16 protein-coding genes and 1 pseudogene are annotated in these 19,056 nt (G+C 66.4%); 4 read left to right on the top strand and 13 right to left on the bottom strand.

The window, feature by feature from the left end; all coding sequences use genetic code 11:
* Positions 1 to 70: 70 nt before the first annotated feature.
* The 8 genes from LRS53_RS07150 to LRS53_RS07115 form a co-directional block, all read right to left on the bottom strand.
* Positions 71 to 1,183 (bottom strand): hybrid sensor histidine kinase/response regulator, encoded by a 1,113-nt coding sequence (locus tag LRS53_RS07150; RefSeq protein WP_231355478.1) that lies wholly within the window; start codon positions 1,181 to 1,183, stop codon positions 71 to 73.
* On the bottom strand, positions 1,176 to 2,939 hold the full coding sequence (locus tag LRS53_RS07145; RefSeq protein WP_231355477.1) for an ATP-binding protein: 1,764 nt from the start codon (positions 2,937 to 2,939) through the stop codon (positions 1,176 to 1,178). Before LRS53_RS07145 ends, LRS53_RS07150 begins: the two co-directional genes overlap by 8 nt.
* On the bottom strand, positions 2,932 to 3,912 hold the full coding sequence (locus tag LRS53_RS07140) for a SpoIIE family protein phosphatase (RefSeq protein ID WP_231355476.1): 981 nt from the start codon (positions 3,910 to 3,912) through the stop codon (positions 2,932 to 2,934). The genes LRS53_RS07145 and LRS53_RS07140 overlap by 8 nt, the downstream gene beginning before the upstream one ends.
* A complete protein-coding gene (locus LRS53_RS07135) occupies positions 3,909 to 4,262 on the bottom strand; it encodes an ATP-binding protein (protein WP_017641528.1) in 354 nt (117 codons plus the stop codon). Before LRS53_RS07135 ends, LRS53_RS07140 begins: the two co-directional genes overlap by 4 nt.
* Positions 4,263 to 4,266: 4 nt before the next feature.
* On the bottom strand, positions 4,267 to 4,692 hold the full coding sequence (locus tag LRS53_RS07130) for an STAS domain-containing protein (protein WP_064307122.1): 426 nt from the start codon (positions 4,690 to 4,692) through the stop codon (positions 4,267 to 4,269).
* 9 nt (positions 4,693 to 4,701) lie between these two features.
* Positions 4,702 to 5,541: an STAS domain-containing protein gene (locus LRS53_RS07125; protein ID WP_231355475.1), complete on the bottom strand. Its 840-nt coding sequence runs from the start codon at positions 5,539 to 5,541 to the stop codon at positions 4,702 to 4,704.
* Between the two features lie 116 nt (positions 5,542 to 5,657).
* On the bottom strand, positions 5,658 to 5,921 hold the full coding sequence (locus LRS53_RS07120; protein ID WP_231355474.1) for a PepSY domain-containing protein: 264 nt from the start codon (positions 5,919 to 5,921) through the stop codon (positions 5,658 to 5,660).
* Between the two features lie 75 nt (positions 5,922 to 5,996).
* Positions 5,997 to 6,962, bottom strand: a complete 966-nt coding sequence (locus tag LRS53_RS07115) for a CHAD domain-containing protein (RefSeq protein ID WP_231355473.1) — start codon at positions 6,960 to 6,962, stop codon at positions 5,997 to 5,999.
* Positions 6,963 to 7,161: 199 nt separating this feature from the next.
* Here LRS53_RS07115 and pap point away from each other — a divergent pair, with 199 nt between their 5' ends.
* A complete protein-coding gene (pap, locus tag LRS53_RS07110; RefSeq protein ID WP_231355472.1) occupies positions 7,162 to 8,646 on the top strand; it encodes a polyphosphate:AMP phosphotransferase in 1,485 nt (494 codons plus the stop codon).
* A gap of 417 nt (positions 8,647 to 9,063) precedes the next feature.
* On the opposite strand, the gene LRS53_RS07105 is transcribed toward pap, so the two are convergent.
* Complete coding sequence (locus tag LRS53_RS07105; protein WP_007160189.1) at positions 9,064 to 9,273, bottom strand: cold-shock protein; 210 nt, start codon at positions 9,271 to 9,273, stop codon at positions 9,064 to 9,066.
* Between the two features lie 267 nt (positions 9,274 to 9,540).
* Between LRS53_RS07105 and LRS53_RS07100 the strand changes: the two genes are divergently transcribed.
* From LRS53_RS07100 to LRS53_RS23800, 3 genes and pseudogenes are all read left to right on the top strand, one after another.
* Positions 9,541 to 13,011 carry an acyl-[ACP]--phospholipid O-acyltransferase gene (locus LRS53_RS07100; RefSeq protein ID WP_231355471.1) on the top strand — a complete coding sequence of 1,157 codons (3,471 nt, stop codon included), beginning with the start codon at positions 9,541 to 9,543 and terminating at the stop codon, positions 13,009 to 13,011.
* A gap of 25 nt (positions 13,012 to 13,036) precedes the next feature.
* Positions 13,037 to 13,879, top strand: a pseudogene (locus tag LRS53_RS23805) (MCP four helix bundle domain-containing protein); the annotation flags it as partial.
* Positions 13,865 to 14,737: a methyl-accepting chemotaxis protein gene (locus LRS53_RS23800; RefSeq protein ID WP_437181197.1), complete on the top strand. Its 873-nt coding sequence runs from the start codon at positions 13,865 to 13,867 to the stop codon at positions 14,735 to 14,737. The pseudogene LRS53_RS23805 and the gene LRS53_RS23800, both read left to right, overlap by 15 nt.
* Positions 14,738 to 14,785: 48 nt before the next feature.
* Here LRS53_RS23800 and LRS53_RS07090 read toward each other — a convergent pair whose 3' ends face one another.
* The 4 genes from LRS53_RS07090 to LRS53_RS07075 all read right to left on the bottom strand — a co-directional run bounded on the left by LRS53_RS07090 (position 14,786) and on the right by LRS53_RS07075 (position 19,052).
* Positions 14,786 to 15,736: a sugar-binding transcriptional regulator gene (locus LRS53_RS07090; protein ID WP_231355470.1), complete on the bottom strand. Its 951-nt coding sequence runs from the start codon at positions 15,734 to 15,736 to the stop codon at positions 14,786 to 14,788.
* Positions 15,737 to 15,912: 176 nt separating this feature from the next.
* A complete protein-coding gene (locus LRS53_RS07085; protein WP_231355469.1) occupies positions 15,913 to 16,713 on the bottom strand; it encodes an SDR family oxidoreductase in 801 nt (266 codons plus the stop codon).
* A 54-nt stretch (positions 16,714 to 16,767) separates the two neighbouring features.
* Positions 16,768 to 17,532 carry an SDR family oxidoreductase gene (locus LRS53_RS07080; protein WP_231355468.1) on the bottom strand — a complete coding sequence of 255 codons (765 nt, stop codon included), beginning with the start codon at positions 17,530 to 17,532 and terminating at the stop codon, positions 16,768 to 16,770.
* Positions 17,533 to 17,546: 14 nt separating this feature from the next.
* Positions 17,547 to 19,052, bottom strand: a complete 1,506-nt coding sequence (locus tag LRS53_RS07075) for a sugar ABC transporter ATP-binding protein (protein ID WP_231355467.1) — start codon at positions 19,050 to 19,052, stop codon at positions 17,547 to 17,549.
* Between the last annotated feature and the right edge of the window lie 4 nt (positions 19,053 to 19,056).

Below are 19,056 nucleotides of genomic sequence, written 5' to 3'. Positions count from 1 at the left end.
AGCCCGCCCGGTTGGGCTGCGACGCTGGAGCTGTCTCAGCCCCACCTACATCCGGTCCGTAGGCGCTGCGCTAAGCCAGGCGCAGCGGCAGGTGCAGGGTGATGATCACCTCGCCCGCGCCATTGGCGAAGCGCGCCTCGCCACCAAAGCTTTCGCTGAGCGCCTTGACGATGGGCAGGCCCAGGCCCCAGCCGCGCTTGTCGCTGCGGGTGGAGATGAAATAGGGCGTGGCCAGGTTGGCCAGGACCTCGTCGGGAAACTGCCCCAGGTTGCGCAGCTCCAGCATGACCTGATCGCCAGCCAGCCATTGCCGCACCTGGATCGGCGTTCCCGTGTCGCCATGCTTGGCGGCGTTGAGCACCAGGTTGTCGAAGATGCGCAGGAAGGCGTATCTGTCCCACAGCACCTCCAGCTCCGGGGTCTCCAGCTGCAGCTCGAGGTGATTGCCGAATTGCAGCTGCAGATTGGCGGCGGCGTCGTTCAGCAGCCGACCCAGCACCAGCGGATCGCCGCTGAGACGGACGCCGCCGCCCAGGCTCATGTGGCTGATGTCCAGCACGTCGGTGATCATCTGGTTCATGCGCTGCAGGTTGTCGTGCAAGGTCTGCAGCAGATCGTCGGTGCGTCGCGCCGGGCTGCGCTGCATCAGGTTGACCACCATGGTGGCGGCTGTCAGCGGCGAGCGCAGGTCGTGGTTGAGCGATCTCATGAAGCGTTCCAGCATGACCTTTTCCGCCTGCAGGTTCTCGCTGCGGGCGATGGCTGAATTGCGCTGCTGCTCCATGTGCCCGACCCGGGAGCTGGCCTTGAGCAGGGCGCCGACGGTGGCCAGCACCTCTTCCGGATTGATCGGGTGGGTCAGGTAGGCCTGGGCCCCGGTGTTGAAGCCCTGGGCCTTGTCCTTGCCGGAAACGAAGGTGGCCGAGATGTTGATGATGGCCGGCAGCCGACCCCAACCGCACCTGTGCTCGATAGCCTGGATCAGCTCGAAGCCGGTGGTGTCCGGTAGATTGACGTCGATGATCACCAGTTCGACGGATTCGTCGATCAGCGCCAGGCCAGCGGCTCCGCTGGCCGCTTCCAGCACTTCGTAGTGGGTCTGGCTGCCGAGGATCTTGCGCAGCACATAGCGATTGGCCTCGGTGTCATCGATGATGACGATACGGCGCTGGGCACTAGTCATCGGACAGGCTCCGCGCCAGCGCACAGACCTCGGCCAGCAGCCGCTCGGCGTGATCGGGGGCGTGCTTGAACAGGATGGCGTGGCAGTAGTCCTGCAGGCGCTGGCGACCCGCTTCGTCCAGGGGCTGGGCGGTGTTGATCAGCACCCGTCGGTGCATGCTCCAGTCCATGCTGGCGAGCAGATCCTCACCGTTGATGTCGGGCAGGTCGAGGTCGAGGATGATGATGTCCGGGCGTACCGCATTGAGCCGATCCAGGCTGCTGCGGGCGCTGTCGGCCTCCAGCAGCACGGGATTGAGCCGTTCGAGGGTACGACGGACCAGATAGCGATCCCCTTCGTTGTCTTCGATCACCAGCACGGTGAGGCCGCTGAGATCGGGTTCCGGTTCGGCAGCGCGGTGACTGGCGTAGTGGCGCGGCAGGCGCAGGGTGAAGCGACTGCCGCGGCCGACCTCGCTGTCCAGGGACAGCTCGCCGCGCAGCAGCACGGCCAGGCGCTGCGCCAGGGGCAGACCCAGGCCGGTGCCTTCGATATGGGTCAGGTGCGGCGAGCGGATCCGCTCGAATTCCTCGAAGATCTTCTGCTGATCCGCGGCGGCGATGCCGATGCCGCTGTCTTCCACCAGGAATTCCAGGCTGGCGTCGTCCGGCTGGAACACCTGGATGCGCACCTGGCCCCGGGGGGTGTACTTGAAGGCGTTGGAGATCAGATTGCGCAGCACCTGGAACAGCCGGCTCTCGTCGGTATCCAGCAGCACCTCGGCGGGCGGCGGGGCGACGCTGAAACTGACCTGGGGATAGCGCGGCGCCAGGGCGGCGGCGAACTGTTCCAGGCGGTCGACGAAGGGCCCCAGCGGGAAGGGCTGGGGCACGATGGTCAGGCGACCGGACTGCACCTCGGCCAGGGCCAGCAGCTCGCTGACCAGATTGGCCAGTTCCAGCGCCGCATCGCTGATGAAGCGCACCTGGCGCTGCTGTTCGGCATTGAGCGCCCCGTCCACGCCGCTGGCGAGCAGCTTGGCGACATTCTCGATGATGTTGATCGGGGTGCGGAATTCATGGGTCATGTTGGAGAAGAAACGCGTCTTCGCCTCGCTGGCCTCCTTGAGTTCCTGGGTAGCCTTTTCCAGTTCCGAATAGAGCGCCACCACGCCCTGATTGGTGTTTTCCAACTCCTTGTTGGTGACCTCCAGCTCCGACTGGCGCAATTGCAGCTCGGTGTTGGTCAGCAGCAGCTCTTCGCTCTGCAGGCGGATCTGCTGATAGGGATCCGGTGGCGGACTGCCTTGCAGGTCGGCCGTCAGCGCCTGGAGCAGGTCAGCGTCGGGAAAGGGCCGTGGCGCCTGGTACTTGCGGGCGGTGATGCAGGTGCCGGCGGGTGACGTCTGGATGTCGAAGTCGTCGAACAGCCGCTGGGCGCCGCGCAGGCCGATACCCATGCCGGTGTTGGAGCGATAGCTGCCCGCGCGGATGGCGTCCATCTCGGCGATGCCCGGGCCCTGGTCGACCGCCCGCACCTCCAGGCCGCGCAGGCGCAGGCGCTGGCCGTCGTCTCGCAGCAGGGCGAAGTCGAAATGCCCGCTGCCGGCGTACTGATGGATGTTGCGCGCCAGTTCGGAGACCGCGGTGGCCAGACGGATCTGATCCAGCACCGGCCATTCCAGAGCCGCGGCCAGGCGCTTGGCGGCCTGGCGGCAATGCACGATGTCCTGCTCGCTGCGCAGGGCGAGGGTCAGCAGGGGCAAGACGTCAGACATGCTTGAGTACCAAGACGGTGGCATCGTCGGCGGAACGCCGGAAGTCGCGATGCAGAAGGGCGGCGATCAGCGCCGGATGGCGCGCCCCGAGCCCGGAGTGCTCGCCCAGGCCGACCTTGGAGGTCAGTCCGTCGGAGTTCAACACCAGCAGGGTGCCTGGCGTCCAAGGGTAGGTGAAGGTCTGGATCCGACCGATCCGGTAGCCCAGGGTGCCATTGTTGGACACCAGACTGCGCGAGGTGTTGCCGAGCAGGCGCCCGGCGATATTGCCGATGCCACAGAAGCTCACCTGACCCTGATCGGGGTCCAGCTCGGCCAGGGCCAGGGCGGCGCCACGGGTGTCCATCAGCGCCTGGTGCAGATTCTCCATCAGTCGCTGCAGCGGCAGGTGCGCGCCATGGCGCAGGAACAGCTCCCGCGCCCGGCGACTGGCCGTGGCGGCCTGCCGGCCATGTCCCAGGCCGTCGCAGACCAGCAGGCGGCGGCCGCTGACCGCCCAGGTGTCGCCGCAGACCTCTTCCTCGGGGTGCGGCGTGCACAGAGCGCCATGCTGCAGCCGGCTGCTGGGCGTGCCCGCCAGATGAAAGCGGGCCAGCACCACGGTGCCCTGACCGGGTCGCGAATGGATGTCGAACACATCGGCCTGCCGGCGGATCGCCCCCAGGCCGGCACCCAGCGTCGCGGCCGTGCTGTAGTGATCGCTCAGGCAGCGGGCGACGTCGTGCATGCCCGGGCCGCGATCCACCGCCAGGACATCGAGCACGCCTTCGCCGCTCAGGGTAGCCAGGAGTTCGCCATGTCCGGCATGCCGAACCAGGTTGTAGCCCAGCTCCTGGGCGACGATGGTCAGGCGCCCGAGCAGGGTTTCATCGGTGGTGACGGTGCCGGCCAGGCGGACCAGGGCGCGCCGGGCGGCATCGACATGGACCGTGGTGGTCACCGGCAGCACCAGGCTGCACGGCTGGTCGTTCATCGCCACTTCCAGAGCTCGACGGTGGTGCCCTGGCCAGGCTGGCTCTCGATGTGGAAGTCGTCCACCAGCCGCCGCGAACCGGACAGCCCCAGACCCAGGCCCTTGCCCGAGGTGTAGCCGTCGACCATGGCGCGATCGAGGTCGGCGATACCCGGACCCTGGTCACGGATCACCAGGCGGATCGCCGGCTTGCCGGCGCGTAGCGTCTCCTCGATCAGGCACTCGCCGCCCAGTCCGTAGACCAGGCCGTTGCGCGCGATCTCGCTGGCCGCGGTGACGATCTTGGTCTGGGAGATCAGGCCCAGGCGGATGGCTTCGGCGACCTTGCGCACCTGCTGACGGATCAGCACGATGTCAGTCTCCTGGCGGAGTGGAAGCGTCTGTGTCTTCGCCACCCTCTGACTCCTCCAGCGATTCGTCCGCGGCGACCATGGCTTCCAGCCGGCGCATGCCCTTTTCCATGTTCAGCGCCGTGGCAATGCCCTCCAGCGACAGCCCCAGTTCCACCAGGGTGATGGCCACCGCCGGCTGCATGCCGACCACGATCACCTTGGCATCGAGGATGCGCGAGACCTGGGCGATGTGGGACAGCATCCGGCCAATGAAGGAGTCGACGATTTCCAGGGCCGAGATGTCGATGAGCACGCCCTTGGCCTTGTGGCGGACGATCTGCTCGGTGAGGTCTTCCTGCAGGTCCAGCGCCAGCTGGTCGTGCATGTCCACCTGGATGCTCAGCAGCAGGAAGGGGCCGAGCTTGAGAATCGGAATCCGGTCGATCATGGCGCGCTCCTAGCCCTTGGCGGGGGCGGCCAGGCGCACGCCCTGCTGGCGCAAGGCCAGGCGGAAAGCATCGGCCAGCGACGCCTTGGTGATCACATCGCCCAGGTCCACGCCCAGATGGACGATGGTGGCGGCGATCTGTGGGCGGATGCCGCTGATGATGCACTGGGCGCCCATCAGCCGGGCGGCGGTCACCGTCTTGAGCAGGTGCTGGGCGACCATGGTGTCCACCGTGGGCACGCCGGTGATGTCGATGATGGCGAGGTCCGATTCGGTCTGGACGATCTTTTCCAGCAGCGACTCCATCACCACCTGGGTGCGGTTGCTGTCCAGCGCGCCGATCAACGGAATGGCCAGGATGCCGTCCCATAACTCCACCACGGGGGTGGACAGCTCCAGCATGCTTTCCTGCTGCTCGCGGATCACCATCTCGCGACCCGTCATGTAGCTTTCCATGCTGTACAGGCCCAGGGCGTCGATCAGCCGGGTGGCAGCCCAGATTTCGGCGAGGGGATCGTCACACTCGTTCTGGATCAGGGTGAACAGGGGTTCCTTGAGCGAGAAGACGAAGGTCGCCGTCTGCGAAGGCGTCAGGCCCGCCCGGCTCTGCTCGAAGGAGAACCGCTCCAGCAGCGCCCGCACGGGCTGCCAGTGCGACTCGCGCAGATCCCCCAGACCCTGGGCGGCAGCCACCGTGATCTGCCGCAGGAGCTCGGCGGAATTGGCCAGGATGGTGGTTTCGTCGAGCAGGTCGACGCGCATGCCGGCGGCGCGCTGGGCACCGATCCAGGCGTCGAGCAGCGCCCGCTCGTGGGTGCGCAGCAGCTCGACCAAAGCGGTACTGTACATGGAGGTTCCTAGGTGAAAAAAGGCGGCTCAGGAAGCGCCGACCGGACGAAGAGGGTGTGGGAAAGAGACGGCAGGCGCGAAGGGGGACCCGGCGCTACGGCCAGGTCCCCGAGAGATCACATGTCCATCTTTTCCGTGATGATCTTGCCGGTCTTCGCGTCGGCATGGAAGTCGTACTTCATACCATCTTTCTTCATGCCTTCGCCTTCCCACTGACCGTCATCGGCTTCGATCTTGGTGATCGAGGTGTAGCCCTGCTCCATGAGCTTGGACTTGACGTCGTTCATGGGCATCCAGTCGGCGCCGGGCTGGTCGGCCAGGGCCGCAGTGCTGGCCAGGACGGAACAGGCAAACAGGGAAGCGAGCAGCTTGGATTTCATCGCGAGACCTCGTCGTGGTGGTATGTCCTGACCTTGGACCACCACCACGTGCGACAGATTCGTCTGGCCCAGGCGTTAGACTGACGATTCTCCGACCAGGTGTGGCAACAGCCCGGCAGGGGCCTTGGCGCTCTTGGGCTTGGCTTTGCGCGACTCATAGGGGCGGCTGGCCAATCGCCAGAGGTCCCGCCAGCGTTCGGCGAGGGCGGTGGGCTTGTCCAGATAGAGACGCAGGCCCAGGGAAAAGGCCTTCAGCTGCAAGCGCTCGCGCTGCTGGGCCAGGCTCTCGCCAATCGCCAGGCGGGTATTGCTGGCGCCGAACAGCGTCGGCTCGCTTTCCAGCAACAGCTGCATCACCGCCAGGTCGTGATCGTCGCCCAGGTATTCCGAAAGACGCTTAAGGCTCTTCTGGCGCGTCTTGAATTCCGCCGGCCAGGCCGCGGCGAGCAGCTGGGTGTGATACCAGTGATCCTTCACCCGCTTGCGCCAGTCGTGCAGGGTATCGTCGGTGGGCTTGTCGCGGGCGGTCTTGAGCGCCTGACGCCCGGCCTTGTAGTTGTCTTCCAGGCCACGGGCGAACAGCCCGAAGCCCTTGCCGGAGAGCTTCCAGCCGGCCACTTCCTCGCGCAGGGTGGTCAGTTCCTCGAGCAACTCGGGATGGCCGCTGGCCGCGGCGATCTGCTGGTCGGCGCGCTCCTGCAGGCGCTGGCGCACCCGCTTCATGGCCGGCGAAGCGAACCTCTTGCGGTCGGACTCACCCAGCTTGTCCCAGCTTTCCACCAGGGCGGCGCTGTCGCGTAGCGACGATAGCTGGCGGCCCAGATCGCGCAGGCGCCGATTGCGACTGGCGAAGGCACGCTTGCCCAGGGCGCCGTGCAACAGCCGCAAGAGGGCGCGTAATTCCTTGAGGCGCTTGCGCGTCTCGTGGACGCCTTTGGGGGTACCGCTCGCCAGGGACGTCTCAGCCTGTACCAGACGATCCGTCACCACGCGGCGGACTTCCTCGTCAGCTGCTTGCCGCGCATCGAAACGAAAGGCCATCGAACTCTCCTCAATAGGTGGACTGCAGACCCGCGCTGCGCGGGAGCGTAACGGTAAGAAAGACCTCCACGACAGCAGGAGATGCCAAATTTCATCTAAACGTCATGTTTCCTTCATGAGATCTAGCAGCGGGCACCGCCTGCCGCCAGGCCGGTCAGAAGGGCTATAGTTGCCCGACCACCAGAGCGAGGAGATCCGGATGTTCGAAGCCGCCGAAAACGAACACCTGCTCGACGAGGCCACCTACGACGCCAAGCTGCCCAAGCTGCGCGAAGCGTTGCTGGCCGCCCAATACGAACTCAAGGCGCAGGGCCGTTTCCCGGTGATCGTACTGATCAATGGCATCGAGGGTGCGGGCAAGGGCGAGACGGTCAAGCTGCTCAACGAGTGGATGGATCCGCGCCTGATCCGCGTCGAGACCTTTCTGCAGCCCACCGTCGAGGAGCGCCAGCACCCGCCGGCCTGGCGCTACTGGCAGCGCCTGCCGGGCAAGGGTCGGACCGGTGTCTTCTTCGGCAACTGGTACAGCCAGATGCTGCATGGGCGGGTCAACAAGGTGCTCAGTCGCGTCGAACTGGATGCCGCCATCGGCCAGGCGGAGCGTTTCGAGCGGATGCTCGCCGACGAGGGCGCGCTGATCCTCAAGTTCTGGTTCCACCTTTCCAAACCTCAACTCAAGCAGCGCCTGAAGCACCTCAAGAACGATCCTCGCCTGGGCTGGAAGCTCAGTCCGCTGGACTGGCGCCAGGCCAAGGTCTACGACCGCTTCGTCAAGGAGGGCGAGCGGGTGGTGCGGCGGACCCATCACGACTACGCCCCCTGGCACGTGGTGCCCGGTTTCGACGAGCGCTTTCGCAGCCTGACCGTCGGCACCGTGCTGCTCAAGGCGCTGCAGCGCGCTCTGGCCAACAAGCCGCGCAAGCAGCGCCGGGCCGCCGCCGTGCTGCCGCCGCCGGTGGATGGCCGCGGCGTGCTGGAGGCCATGGACCTGAGTCAGCGCCTGGACAAGGCCGATTACGAAGACCAGCTGCTCGCCGAGCAGGCCCGCCTGGCGCGGCGCCTGCGCGACAAGAAGTATCGCCGTCATGCCCTGGTGGCGGCCTTCGAGGGCAACGATGCCGCAGGCAAGGGCAGCGCCATCCGCCGCGTCACCGGCGCCCTGGATCCGCGCCAGTACCGCATCGTCCCGGTGGCCGCGCCCAGCGACGAGGAACTCGCCCAGCCCTATCTCTGGCGCTTCTGGCGGCACATTCCGCGGCTGGGCAATTTCACCATCTTCGATCGTTCCTGGTACGGCCGGGTGCTGGTGGAGCGGGTCGAGGAGCTGACACCGGTCGCTGACTGGCAGCGGGCCTATGGCGAGATCAACGACTTCGAGGAGCAGCTCCACGACGCCGGCATCGTGCTGGCCAAGTTCTGGCTGGCCATCGACCAGGACACCCAGCTGGAGCGCTTTCGTGCCCGCGAGGAAACGCCCTTCAAGCGATTCAAGATCACCGAGGACGACTGGCGCAATCGCGACAAGTGGGACCTCTACAGCCAGGCCGTCAACGACATGGTGATGCAGACCAGCACCGCCATCGCGCCCTGGACGCTGGTGGAGGCCAACGACAAGCGTTTCGCGCGGGTTAAGGTGCTGAGGACACTCAACGAGGCGCTAGAAAGGGCGTATGACAAGGGCTGAGCCAATGCCTGGGCTGATTGGCTGATTATCGAGGTTTGCGGCCACCCCTTGTTTCGCCCCCTCGGGCGAGTCACTTTTGCCAGTCGCGGCTGCGCGCCCCGGACAAAAGTAACCAAAAACGCTTGCCCCGCCATCCGGCCCCGGCTGCGCCGGGGTCCGCTCTCTCCATCGTCGCTCCAGGGGCCCGCCGCGAAGGGCCTTCCCTGGCCCTCGCGATTCTCGCGGCATCCATGCCGCTCGACCCCTTACGCAACGATTGCGCTCGCCCTACTGGGAGGGGCATTGGGCACGCCTGAGGCTTTGGGTGGTTTGGGCAGCCAGCGTCTTTGTGACGGAGATGGACGATTCCGCAAAACCCAAATCCCAGAAACGAAAAAGCCCCGCCGAAGCGGGGCCTTTCTGCAACCGGATCAGTCGTTAGACGACTTGAACCTGGTCAGCTTGCATACCCTTCTGGCCTTTGACAGCCACGAAAGTGACCTTCTGGCCTTCGCTCAGGCTCTTGAAGCCGGCGCTTTCGATGGAGCGGTAGTGCACGAACAGGTCGGCGCCGCTTTCCGGGGTGATGAAGCCGTAGCCTTTCTCATCGTTGAACCACTTGACGGTGCCATTTTCACGATTGGACATGAGTATCTCCAGGTGTAGGGGGAACAACCACGTTAGCGAGACATTCGTTAACGGGACTGTAATGCGAGAGTGAGACGAGCCAGGAGATGAAAATGAAGCAACATCAAGCAGGTATCGAGTAACTATTGCAGTAGCAGTGCCCACACCATACTCGCTTTCGCGAGCTTGTATAGCCCTGATTCGCATATTTGTTGACCAGTGGCGCTGCTTGCGCTGCCAGGGCGTCTCACTCAGGCTACGGATTCCCCTGCTCGAAAGAGACTCCGCATGGACAAGCTGCACCGGATCAAGGGGGCCTGGCCCTACCTGATCGCCGTCTTTCTCAACGCCTTCGTCGATCTTGGTCACAAGATCGTCATCCAGAACACCGTGTTCAAGGTCTATGACGGTTCCACCCAGGTGGTGCTGACCGCCCTGGTCAACGGCATGATGTTGCTGCCCTTCATCCTGCTGTTCAGTCCCTCCGGCCATGTGGCCGATCGCTTCGCCAAAGTGCGGGTGCTGCGGCTCGGCGGCTGGGCGGCGGTGGCCATCACCCTGGGTATCACCCTGGCCTACTATGCCGGGCTGTTCGAACTGGCTTTCGCCATGACGCTGTTGCTGGCCATCCAGGCGACTTTCTATTCGCCGGCCAAGTACGGCTACATCAAGGCGCTGTTCGGCAAGCAGCGGCTGGCCGAGGGCAACGGCCTGGTGCAGGCCAACTCTATCATCGCCATCCTGGCCGGCACCGTGGTCTTCACCGCCTTCTTCCAGCTGCACCTGGGCGAGGGCCATGCCACGCCCCATGCGATCCTGCAGGACATCGCGCCGCTGGGCTGGCTGCTGGTGCTCTGCAGCCTGGCCGAGGTGGCGCTGCTCTATCGCCTGCCGCTGCTGGAAGAGCCCAAGCCGCGCGAGCCGTTCGACTGGCACGCCTATGTGCGGCTGCGCAGTGCCCGACGCAACCTGGCGGTGATCGGCGAGAATCCGGTGATCCGCCTGTCGATCATCGGCCTGGCGGTGTTCTGGTCGGTGGGCCAGGTGCTGCTGGCGAGCTTTCCGGCCTATGCCAAGGATCACCTGGGCATCGACAACGTGCTGCTGTTGCAGGGCATCCTGGCCTGCGCCGGGATCGGCATCGCCATCGGCTCGTCTCTGGCCAGCCGGGCCTCGCGCGGGCGCATCGAGACCGGGCTGATTCCGGTAGGCGCCCTGGGCATCGCCCTTGGCCTGTGGTGGCTGCCGGCGCCCAGTTCGGCCCTGGTGCATGCGCTCAATTTCATCTTCATCGGCCTGATGGGCGGCCTGTTCATCGTTCCGCTCAATGCCCTGATCCAGTTCCATGCCCGCGAAGACCAGCTCGGTACCGTGCTGGCGGCCAACAACTGGGTGCAGAACGTGGCCATGCTGAGCTTTCTGGTACTCACCGCGGTGATTGCCCTGCTCGGCCTGGACAGTCGCTGGCTGCTCCTGCTGATCGCGGCCGTGGCCATGATCGGCGGGGCCTACACGGTGTGGAAGCTGCCCCAGAGTCTGGTGCGCTTCCTGCTCGGCCTGATGGTCACCCGTCACTACCGCATCCAGGTACAGGGGCTGCAGAACCTGCCGGCGCAGGGCGGGGTGCTGCTGTTGGGCAACCACATCAGCTGGGTCGACTGGGCCATGGTGCAGATCGCCAGCCCGCGCCCGGTACGCTTCGTGATGCTCAGATCGATCTATGAGCGCTGGTACCTGAAGCCCTTCCTCAAGGCGATGGGGTGCCTGCCCATCGCCCAGGGCAGCGGCGCCGGCGCGGCGCTGGAGCAGGTGGCTGGCCTGCTGAGTGCGGGGGAGGTGGTCTGCCTGTTCCCCGAAGGCGCCATCAGCCGTACCGGCCAGCTCGGCGAATTCCGCCGCGGCTATGAAAAGGCCTGCGAGTGGGTCGGCCCGGAGGTGCAGATCGTACCCTTCTATCTGCGCGGCCTCTGGGGCAGCCAGTTCTCGCGTTCTTCGAGCAAGCTCAAGGAGCTGCGCGACAGTCCGCTGCATCGCGAGGTGGTGGTGGCCTTTGGCAAGGCGCTGCCCAAGGACACCCCGGCCGATGTGCTCAAGCGGCGGATCTTCGAGTTGTCGATTCGCTCCTGGGAGCGCTATATGCAGGGCCTGCCGTCGCTGGCCGACGCCTGGGTCGCCAGCGTCAAGCGCCGGCCCAATGGCCTGGCCCTGATCGACGACCTGGGCGCGCCGCTCAAGGCCGCCCAGGCGCTTACCGGCGCCGCCTGCCTGGCGCGGCGGATGCGCAAGCAGCCCGAGGCCAATCTCGGCCTGCTGCTGCCCACCAGCAGTGGCGGCATGCTGGCCAACATGGCGGTGCTGCTGGCCGGCAAGACCCTGGTCAATCTCAACTACACGGCCACCCCCGAGGCCCTGGCGTCCGGCCTGGACCAGGCCGGCATCCGTACCGTCTATACCTCCCGGCGCTTTCTCGAACGCCTGCGCAAGCGCGGTCTGCCGGTGGAGGAGTTGCTCGCCGGACGCGAGGTGGTGGACCTGGAAGAGCTGCGCGCCGGCATCGGCAAGGCCGAACTACTGGCCAACTGGCTGGCGGTCCGGCTGTTGCCTACCGCCATGCTGCAGGTGCTGGTGAGCCGCGCCCACGATCTCGCGGCCACCGCCGCCATCCTCTTCTCCAGTGGCAGCGAGGGTACGCCCAAGGGGGTGATGCTCAGCCACAGCAACCTCATGGCCAATCTCAAGCAGACCTCGGACGTGCTCAACACCCAGGACGACGACGTCTTCATGGCCTCGCTGCCGCTGTTCCACGCCTTCGGCCTCACCGTGACCCAGTTCCTGCCGCTGATCGAGGGGGTGCCGGTGGTCTGCCAGGCCGATCCCACCGACGTGGCCGGCATCGCCAAGGCGGTGGCCACCCATCGCGCCACGGTGCTCTGCGGCACCTCGACCTTCCTGCGGCTGTTCGTGCGCAACACCAAGGTGCATCCGCTGATGCTGGAGAGTCTGCGCATCGTGGTGGCCGGTGCCGAGCGCCTGGATCCGGCGGTGCGCGAGGCCTTCAAGCTCAAGTTCAACCAGGACATCTACGAAGGCTACGGCGCCACCGAGACCGCGCCGGTGGCGTCGGTCAACCTGCCCGACGCCCTGGACGTCAGCTACCTGCAGGTGCAGCGTGGCGGCAAGCTCGGCACCGTGGGCATGCCGCTGCCGGGGACCGGCTTCAAGATCGTCGACCCCCAGACCTTTGCCGAATTGCCCACCGGCGAGGCCGGCATGGTGCTGATCGGCGGACCGCAGCTGATGCAGGGTTATCTGAACGATCCCGAGCGCACCGCCAAGGCGATCCGCGAGATCGACGGCGAGCGCTGGTACGTGACCGGCGACCAGGGTCGGCTGGACGAGGACGGCTTTCTCACCATCGTCGACCGCTATTCGCGCTTCGCCAAGATCGGCGGCGAGATGGTCAGCCTGGGCGCCGTGGAGCAGGCCCTGGCCAAGGCGGTGGCCGATCCGGAGATCGAGCTGCAGGCGGTCAATCTGCCGGATGCCAGGAAGGGCGAGCGCATCGTGGTGCTGCATACCGGCACCCTGGACGGCGCGGCGGTGGAAAAGACGCTGCTGGCCCAGGGGGTGAGCGGACTGCTGCTGCCCTCGGCCTGGCTGGCGGTGGACAGCCTACCGAAACTGGGGACCGGTAAGGCCGACGTGGCCGGCGCGAAACGTCTGGCGCAGACGCGGTTGAGCGAGGCGGGGGAGGCCTAGGCGATAAATCGTCCATCCGGCGCCGGTGAACCCTAAAGCCTGGCGCCGTTTGGCCGATCATGAGGAGGCTAATCTTTTTTTCGAGGTCTTCCCGGTGAAGCTACGCTCCCTCAACATCGCCCCGCGGGCCCTGGTTGCCTTTGGTTTCTTCGCCCTGCTGGTGATCGGCCTCGGGCTGTTTTCCCTGGGCCAGAATCGCGTCATCAAGGAGGGCGAGGAGCAGATCGTCGGCAACGTGATTCCCAGCGTCCAGGTCATCGGCGAGATCCGCGCCGACCTGCTGAGTCTGCGCATGCACAACCAGGGCCTGATGCTGGCGACCTCCAACGCCGAGACCCAGGCCGTGCACAAGGCCATAGACGCGGCCAAGGCCACCCTGGAGCAGCACGTGCGCCAGTTCGACGCCCTGCTGCTGAGCGACAACGGGCGTGAGGTCTACACCCGCTTGACCGGCCAGCTGACCACCTACCTGGACAACCAGAACCGCTATCTCAAGGCGCTGGACGACCAGAACGACGCCGAGTTGCTCAAGCTCGCCGGTCAGGACGGCGAGATGGCCCGTAGCGGCAATGCCCTGAGCGCCACCGTCAACGAACTCGCCGGGCTGGTCGATGGCAAGGTCACGCGTCTGGCCGCTGCTTCCATGGCCAGCTACCACAACGCCATCGCCATCACCGTGACGGTGATGGTGGCGGCCCTGGCCGGTACCCTGCTGCTGGCCTGGCGCTTCACCCGCAGTCTCACCGGGCCGCTGGAAAAGGCCCTGGCGGTGGCCGAACGCATCGCCGCCAATGACCTCAGTCGGTCGGTCGAGCAGGACGGGCGTGACGAACCCGGCCGGCTGCTGGCGGCCATGGCGCGGATGCAGGACAACCTGCGCGGCACCCTGGAGCGGCTGACCCTGTCGTCCACCACCCTGGCGTCTACCTCCGAGGAGATGTCGACGGTCACCGAGACCGGCCTGCGCGGCATTCAACGGCAGAACGACGAACTGGCCCAGGCCGCCACCGCCGTCAACCAGATGACCGCTGCGGTGGAGGAGGTGGCGCGCAATGCCGCTGCCGCCAGCGCCGCCGCCCAGGATTCGCGCACCTCGGCCGATCTTGGCCAGCGCCGGGTCGAGGAGACCCTCACCACCATTCACGCGCTGCACACGGCGGTGACCTCCAGCAGCGGCGAGATCGATGGCCTGGCCGCCCAGGTGCAGCGCATCAGCGGGGTGCTCGACGTCATCCGCGGCATCGCCGAACAGACCAATCTGCTGGCGCTCAACGCCGCCATCGAAGCCGCGCGGGCCGGCGAGGCGGGCCGCGGTTTCGCCGTGGTGGCCGACGAGGTACGCGCCCTGGCGGCCCGCACCCAGCAATCCACCGGTGAGATCGAAGACATGATCGGCGCCATCCAGGGTGGCGCGGGCAAGGCGGTGGACGCCATGGCCACCAGCAATCAGCAGGCCGGTGCCTGCCTGACGGTGGCCGCGGCCGCCGGCGAGGCCCTGGCCGAGATCGGTCGCCACATCGTGCAGATCACCGAGCGCAACCTGAGCATCTCCGCTGCCACCGAAGAGCAGGCCCAGGTGGCCCGCGAGGTGGATCGCAACCTCACCAGCATCCGCGACCTGTCGACCCAGAACGCCGCCGGGGCCGAGCAGACCGCCGCCGCCAGCACCGACCTGGCGCGCCTGGCCGGTGACCTGAATGGTGCGGTGCGGCAGTTCCGCTTGTAGGCAGCACAAGACAGCGCAGGCGTGCCCCGCCTCAGCGGCGCGGTGCGCTCAAGGCACCAGCGCCAGGGCCGTGCGCAGATCCACCACCAGGACATCCAGATAGCCACCCTGCAGCGCACCACGAATGGCGTTGACCTTGCGCAGGCCGCCGGCCAGACCCACCACGCGGTCGATCTCCAGCAATTGCGGCAGGCCCACCGACACTACGGTCTCTTCACTGTCGTCCAGCACCGGCCGGCCCTGAGCATCAAAGTACCTGAGGCAGATGTCGCCCACCGCGCCGCGGGCGGCGAGCACCTCCAGCATGGCCTCGCCGTGGTAGTTGCCGCTGTTGCGTAGGAGCTGCGAAGGCTCCAACTCGCCGATGCCGACCAGGGCCACGGTGAGCCGGGCGAAGCGCTCGGTCACCTCGCGTACCTCGCCCAGTTGCAGGATGCGCTGGCGACTCTCGGGTGACTGCTCGATGCTCTGGGACGGCAACAGATAGGCCGGGCAACCGAGCAGATTGGCCAGTTGCTGGGTCAGCAGGGTGGCTTCGAAAGCCCCTTTGTTGCCGACCCCGCCGAGCAGCTGCACCACCTCGGTCGCGCCCTGGCGACTGCTGCCCCGATGCATGTGGCCGACCATGGCGCGGATGGTGGAGCTCCAGGAAGAGATGCCAATGTGGTCCTTTTCGGTGACGCTGGTTTCCAGGTAGTGGGCGGCGGCCGAGCCGATGGCCTGCTTGATGGCTTCTTCGTCGTCACCGGTGGGCTCCACCACGATGGCCTGACGGATGCCGTAGCGCTGCTGCAGCTGACGCTCCAGTTCCAGGTGGAAATTGCGTGGCCGCTGCACCGAGATGCGCACGATGCCTTCCTTGAGCGCTCGGCTCAGGGCGCGGCTGACGAAGGATTGCGACAGGTCGAGCTGTTCGGAGATCTGCGACTGCTTGAGTCCCTCTTCGTAGTAGAGGGAGGCGATCTTGGTCAGCAGGCGTTGTTCTTCGAGGTTACTCATCCAGATTCCCGGTACCAGCGGCTAGGTCGCGCCCAGGGTCGCCAGGCCGGCCTGGCCATGACGAACCACCGAAAAGCAGGCACGTACCTGTTAGAAAGGCGCATTTTCCCGCTATTTTCCCTCAGCCTCTCGCTGGACGCCAAGGCTTTTGCGGCCTGGGCGCCCAGGGGGCGATCTCAGGACATGATGAGGCCACCGTCCACATTGATCGCCTGGCCGGTGATGTAGGCTGCGTCCGCCGAGGCCAGGAAGGTCACTAGGCCGGCCACGTCGGCCGGGGTGCCGGCGCGCTTCATGGGGATGTTGCCGACCCATTCGGTCATCAGCTCGCCCTGGCCATAGCGCTTTTCCGGGGTGGAAAGGATCTCGCCCCAGACCCGGTCGTTGTAGTCCCACATCTCGCTTTCGATGATGCCCGGGCAGAAGGCGTTGACCGTGATGCCATGGCGCGCCAGTTCGTGGGCCAGACTCTGGGTGATGCCGATGACGCCCATCTTGCTCGCCGCATAGTGGGGCGTGTAGATGAAGCCCTGGCGCCCCTGGCCGGAGCTGGTGTTGATCAGCCGCCCGCCATGCCCGGCAGCGACCATGCGCTTGGCCGCCTCGCGGCAGCACAGCCAGACGCCGGTGGTGTTGACCTGCAGGATGCGGTCGAAGTCCTCGCGCGGCATGCGGTCGAAGGCGTCGATGGTGATGATCCCGGCGTTCTGCACCGAGACGTCGATGCGACCGAAGCGGGCCTCGGCCTGGGCATAGAGGTCGGTCACCGCCGCCTCGTCGGTGATGTCCACCACCAGCGGCAGGACCTCGGCCCCGGTATCGGCCACCAGCCGTGCAGCGGTCTCATGCACCCGCTCGGCATTGGACACCAGTACTAGATTGGCACCCTCACGACCGAAGCGCTCGGCGATACCCTCGCCGATGCCCCGGCAACCGCCGGTGATGACCACGGTTTGATCTGCGAAGCGACGTTCCACGTGAAACCTCCTAGAGCGGTTGGCGATCCGGCGCGCGTGATCGCCAGCGGGTTGTTACCAGCAGACGAAACCACCATCGACGATCAGATCCACCCCGGTGCAAAAGGATGCGGCAGGGCTGCAGAGGAAGATCGCCGGACCGACCATTTCCTCCACTTCGGCCATGCGGCCCAGCGGGGTGGTCTGCTCGAAGATCTTGACCTGGTCGGCCACCTCGGGACGGGTGTTCATGGGGGTAGCGGTGTAGCCGGGGCTGATGCAGTTGACCCGGATGCCGCGCTCGGCCCATTCCATCGCCAGGCTCTTGGTCAGGTGGATGACGCCGGCCTTGGAGGTGTTGTAGTGGGCCTGCAGCAGGCCGCGGTTGACGATGCTGCCGGACATGGAGGCGATGTTGACGATGGCCCCCTTGCCGCGCGGCAGCATGACCCGAGCCTGGGCTTGGCAACTCAGCATCACCCCAGTGAGGTTGATGTCGAGCATGCGCTGCCAGCGCTCCAGCTCCAGTTCCTCGGCGGCTTGGGCGTTGGCGATGCCGGCGCTGTTGACGGCGAGACTCAGGGGGCCGAGTTCGGCCTCGGTACGGGCCACGGCGGCTTCCAGGTCAGCGGCGCTGGTCACCGAGCCTTCCAGGGCCAGGGCGCGGCGGCCGTGGGCCTGGATGCGCTCGACGGTGCCGGCGAGGTCGCGACTGCCGGGCAGGTCGAAGCAGGCCACCTGGGCCCCGGCCTCGGCGAGCCCGACGGCGATGGCCTGGCCGATGCCGCTGCCGGCACCGGTGACGAAGGCGGTCTGGCCGCCGAGATCGAAGAGACGCATGAGAAAACTCCTAGTCAGGCGGTAGCCAGTTCCATCACGGCCACCGGAGTGGCCTGTTCACGTTCGAGAATGCCCATCTGCTGGCCACGGCTCATCACCATGACCCGATGTGACAGGCCGAGCACCTCGTCGAGATCCGAGCTGACCACGATCACCGCCATGCCGGTGGCGGCCAGTTCGGCGATCACCTGGTAGATGGCGGCGCGGGCGCCGACGTCGATGCCGCGGGTAGGCTCGTCGAGGATGAAGACCTTGGGATTGCGCGCCAGCCACTTGGCGATGATCACCTTTTGTTGGTTGCCACCGGAGAGGGCGGCGATGGCCTGCTCCGGCTGGCCCTTGACGCCGAGCCGGGCCACCGCCTTGCGGGCGAAGGCGCGCAGGCCACCGGGGGACACCCAGCCACCGGCGGCGAGCAGGTCGGTGTTGCCATAGATGAGGTTCTCCTCGATGGCATGGTCGACCACCACGCCCTGCTGCTTGCGATCCTCGGGCACCAGCACGATGCCGGCCTGGATGGCTTCACAGGGACTGGCGAAGCGGCAGGCCTGACCTTCCAGCACCAGGGTGCCGGTGACCTGCTCGGCGGCGCCGGCGATGGCGCGGACCAGCTCGGTACGCCCCGCACCGACCACGCCGGCCACGCCGAACACCTCGCCCGCCCGCACGCTGAAATCGATGTGCTTGAGCGGCATCTCGCGGCAGCTGAGATCCTTGACCCGCAGCACCTCGCGGGCTGCGGGCGCGGCCATGGCCGGAAAGATGCGCTCCACGCTGCGCCCGACCATCTCTTCCACCAGTTGCCGCACCGGTACCTGGGCGGTGGCGTGCAGGGCGATCTGGCGCCCGTCGCGCAACACCAGCACCCGGTCGGCGATCCGTGCGATCTCTTCCAGGCGATGGCTGATATAGATGAAGGACACGCCCTCGGCCTTGAGCCGCTCGACCTGGGCGAACAGCAATTCGGTCTCTTCGCCACCCAGGGCCGCGGTGGGCTCATCAAGGATCAAGAGGCGTGCCTTGAGGGTCAGCGCCTTGGCGATCTCCACCAGCTGCTGGGCGGCCACACTGAGGCCGGCCACGGTGCGTGTAGCGGGTACCTTCAGCCCCAGGCGATCCAGCTGACGCTGGGCCTCGGTTTCCATGAAGGCTCGATCGATGCGGCCGCCGCGCATGGGCAGGCGACCGACGAACATGTTTTCGGCGATGGTCAGCTCCGGCAGCAGGCGGATTTCCTGGTGAATCAGGCCGATGCCGGCGGCCAGGGCGGCGCCGGGAGAATCCGGAGCGTAGTCGCGCCCCAGCCAGGTCATGCGTCCACCGGTCTCGGGCGGCACCAGGCCGGCGATGATGGACGACAGGGTGGACTTGCCAGCGCCGTTCTCGCCGAGCAGGGCCAGGACTTCACCGGGCTGGATGTCGACGTCTACCCCCGCCAGCACCTCGATGCCGGCGTATTTCTTGCCAATGTTTCTCAGGCTGAGGGCGGCGGGCTGTTCCAAAGGCATGACGGCGGACATGAAG

The organism is Pseudomonas sp. PLB05 (genome assembly GCF_021106615.1).
GTDB classification, from domain to species: domain Bacteria; phylum Pseudomonadota; class Gammaproteobacteria; order Pseudomonadales; family Pseudomonadaceae; genus Chryseomonas; species Chryseomonas benzopyrenica.
Note: the sequence above shows the minus strand (reverse complement) of the source record. Positions and strands in the feature narration are given on the sequence as shown.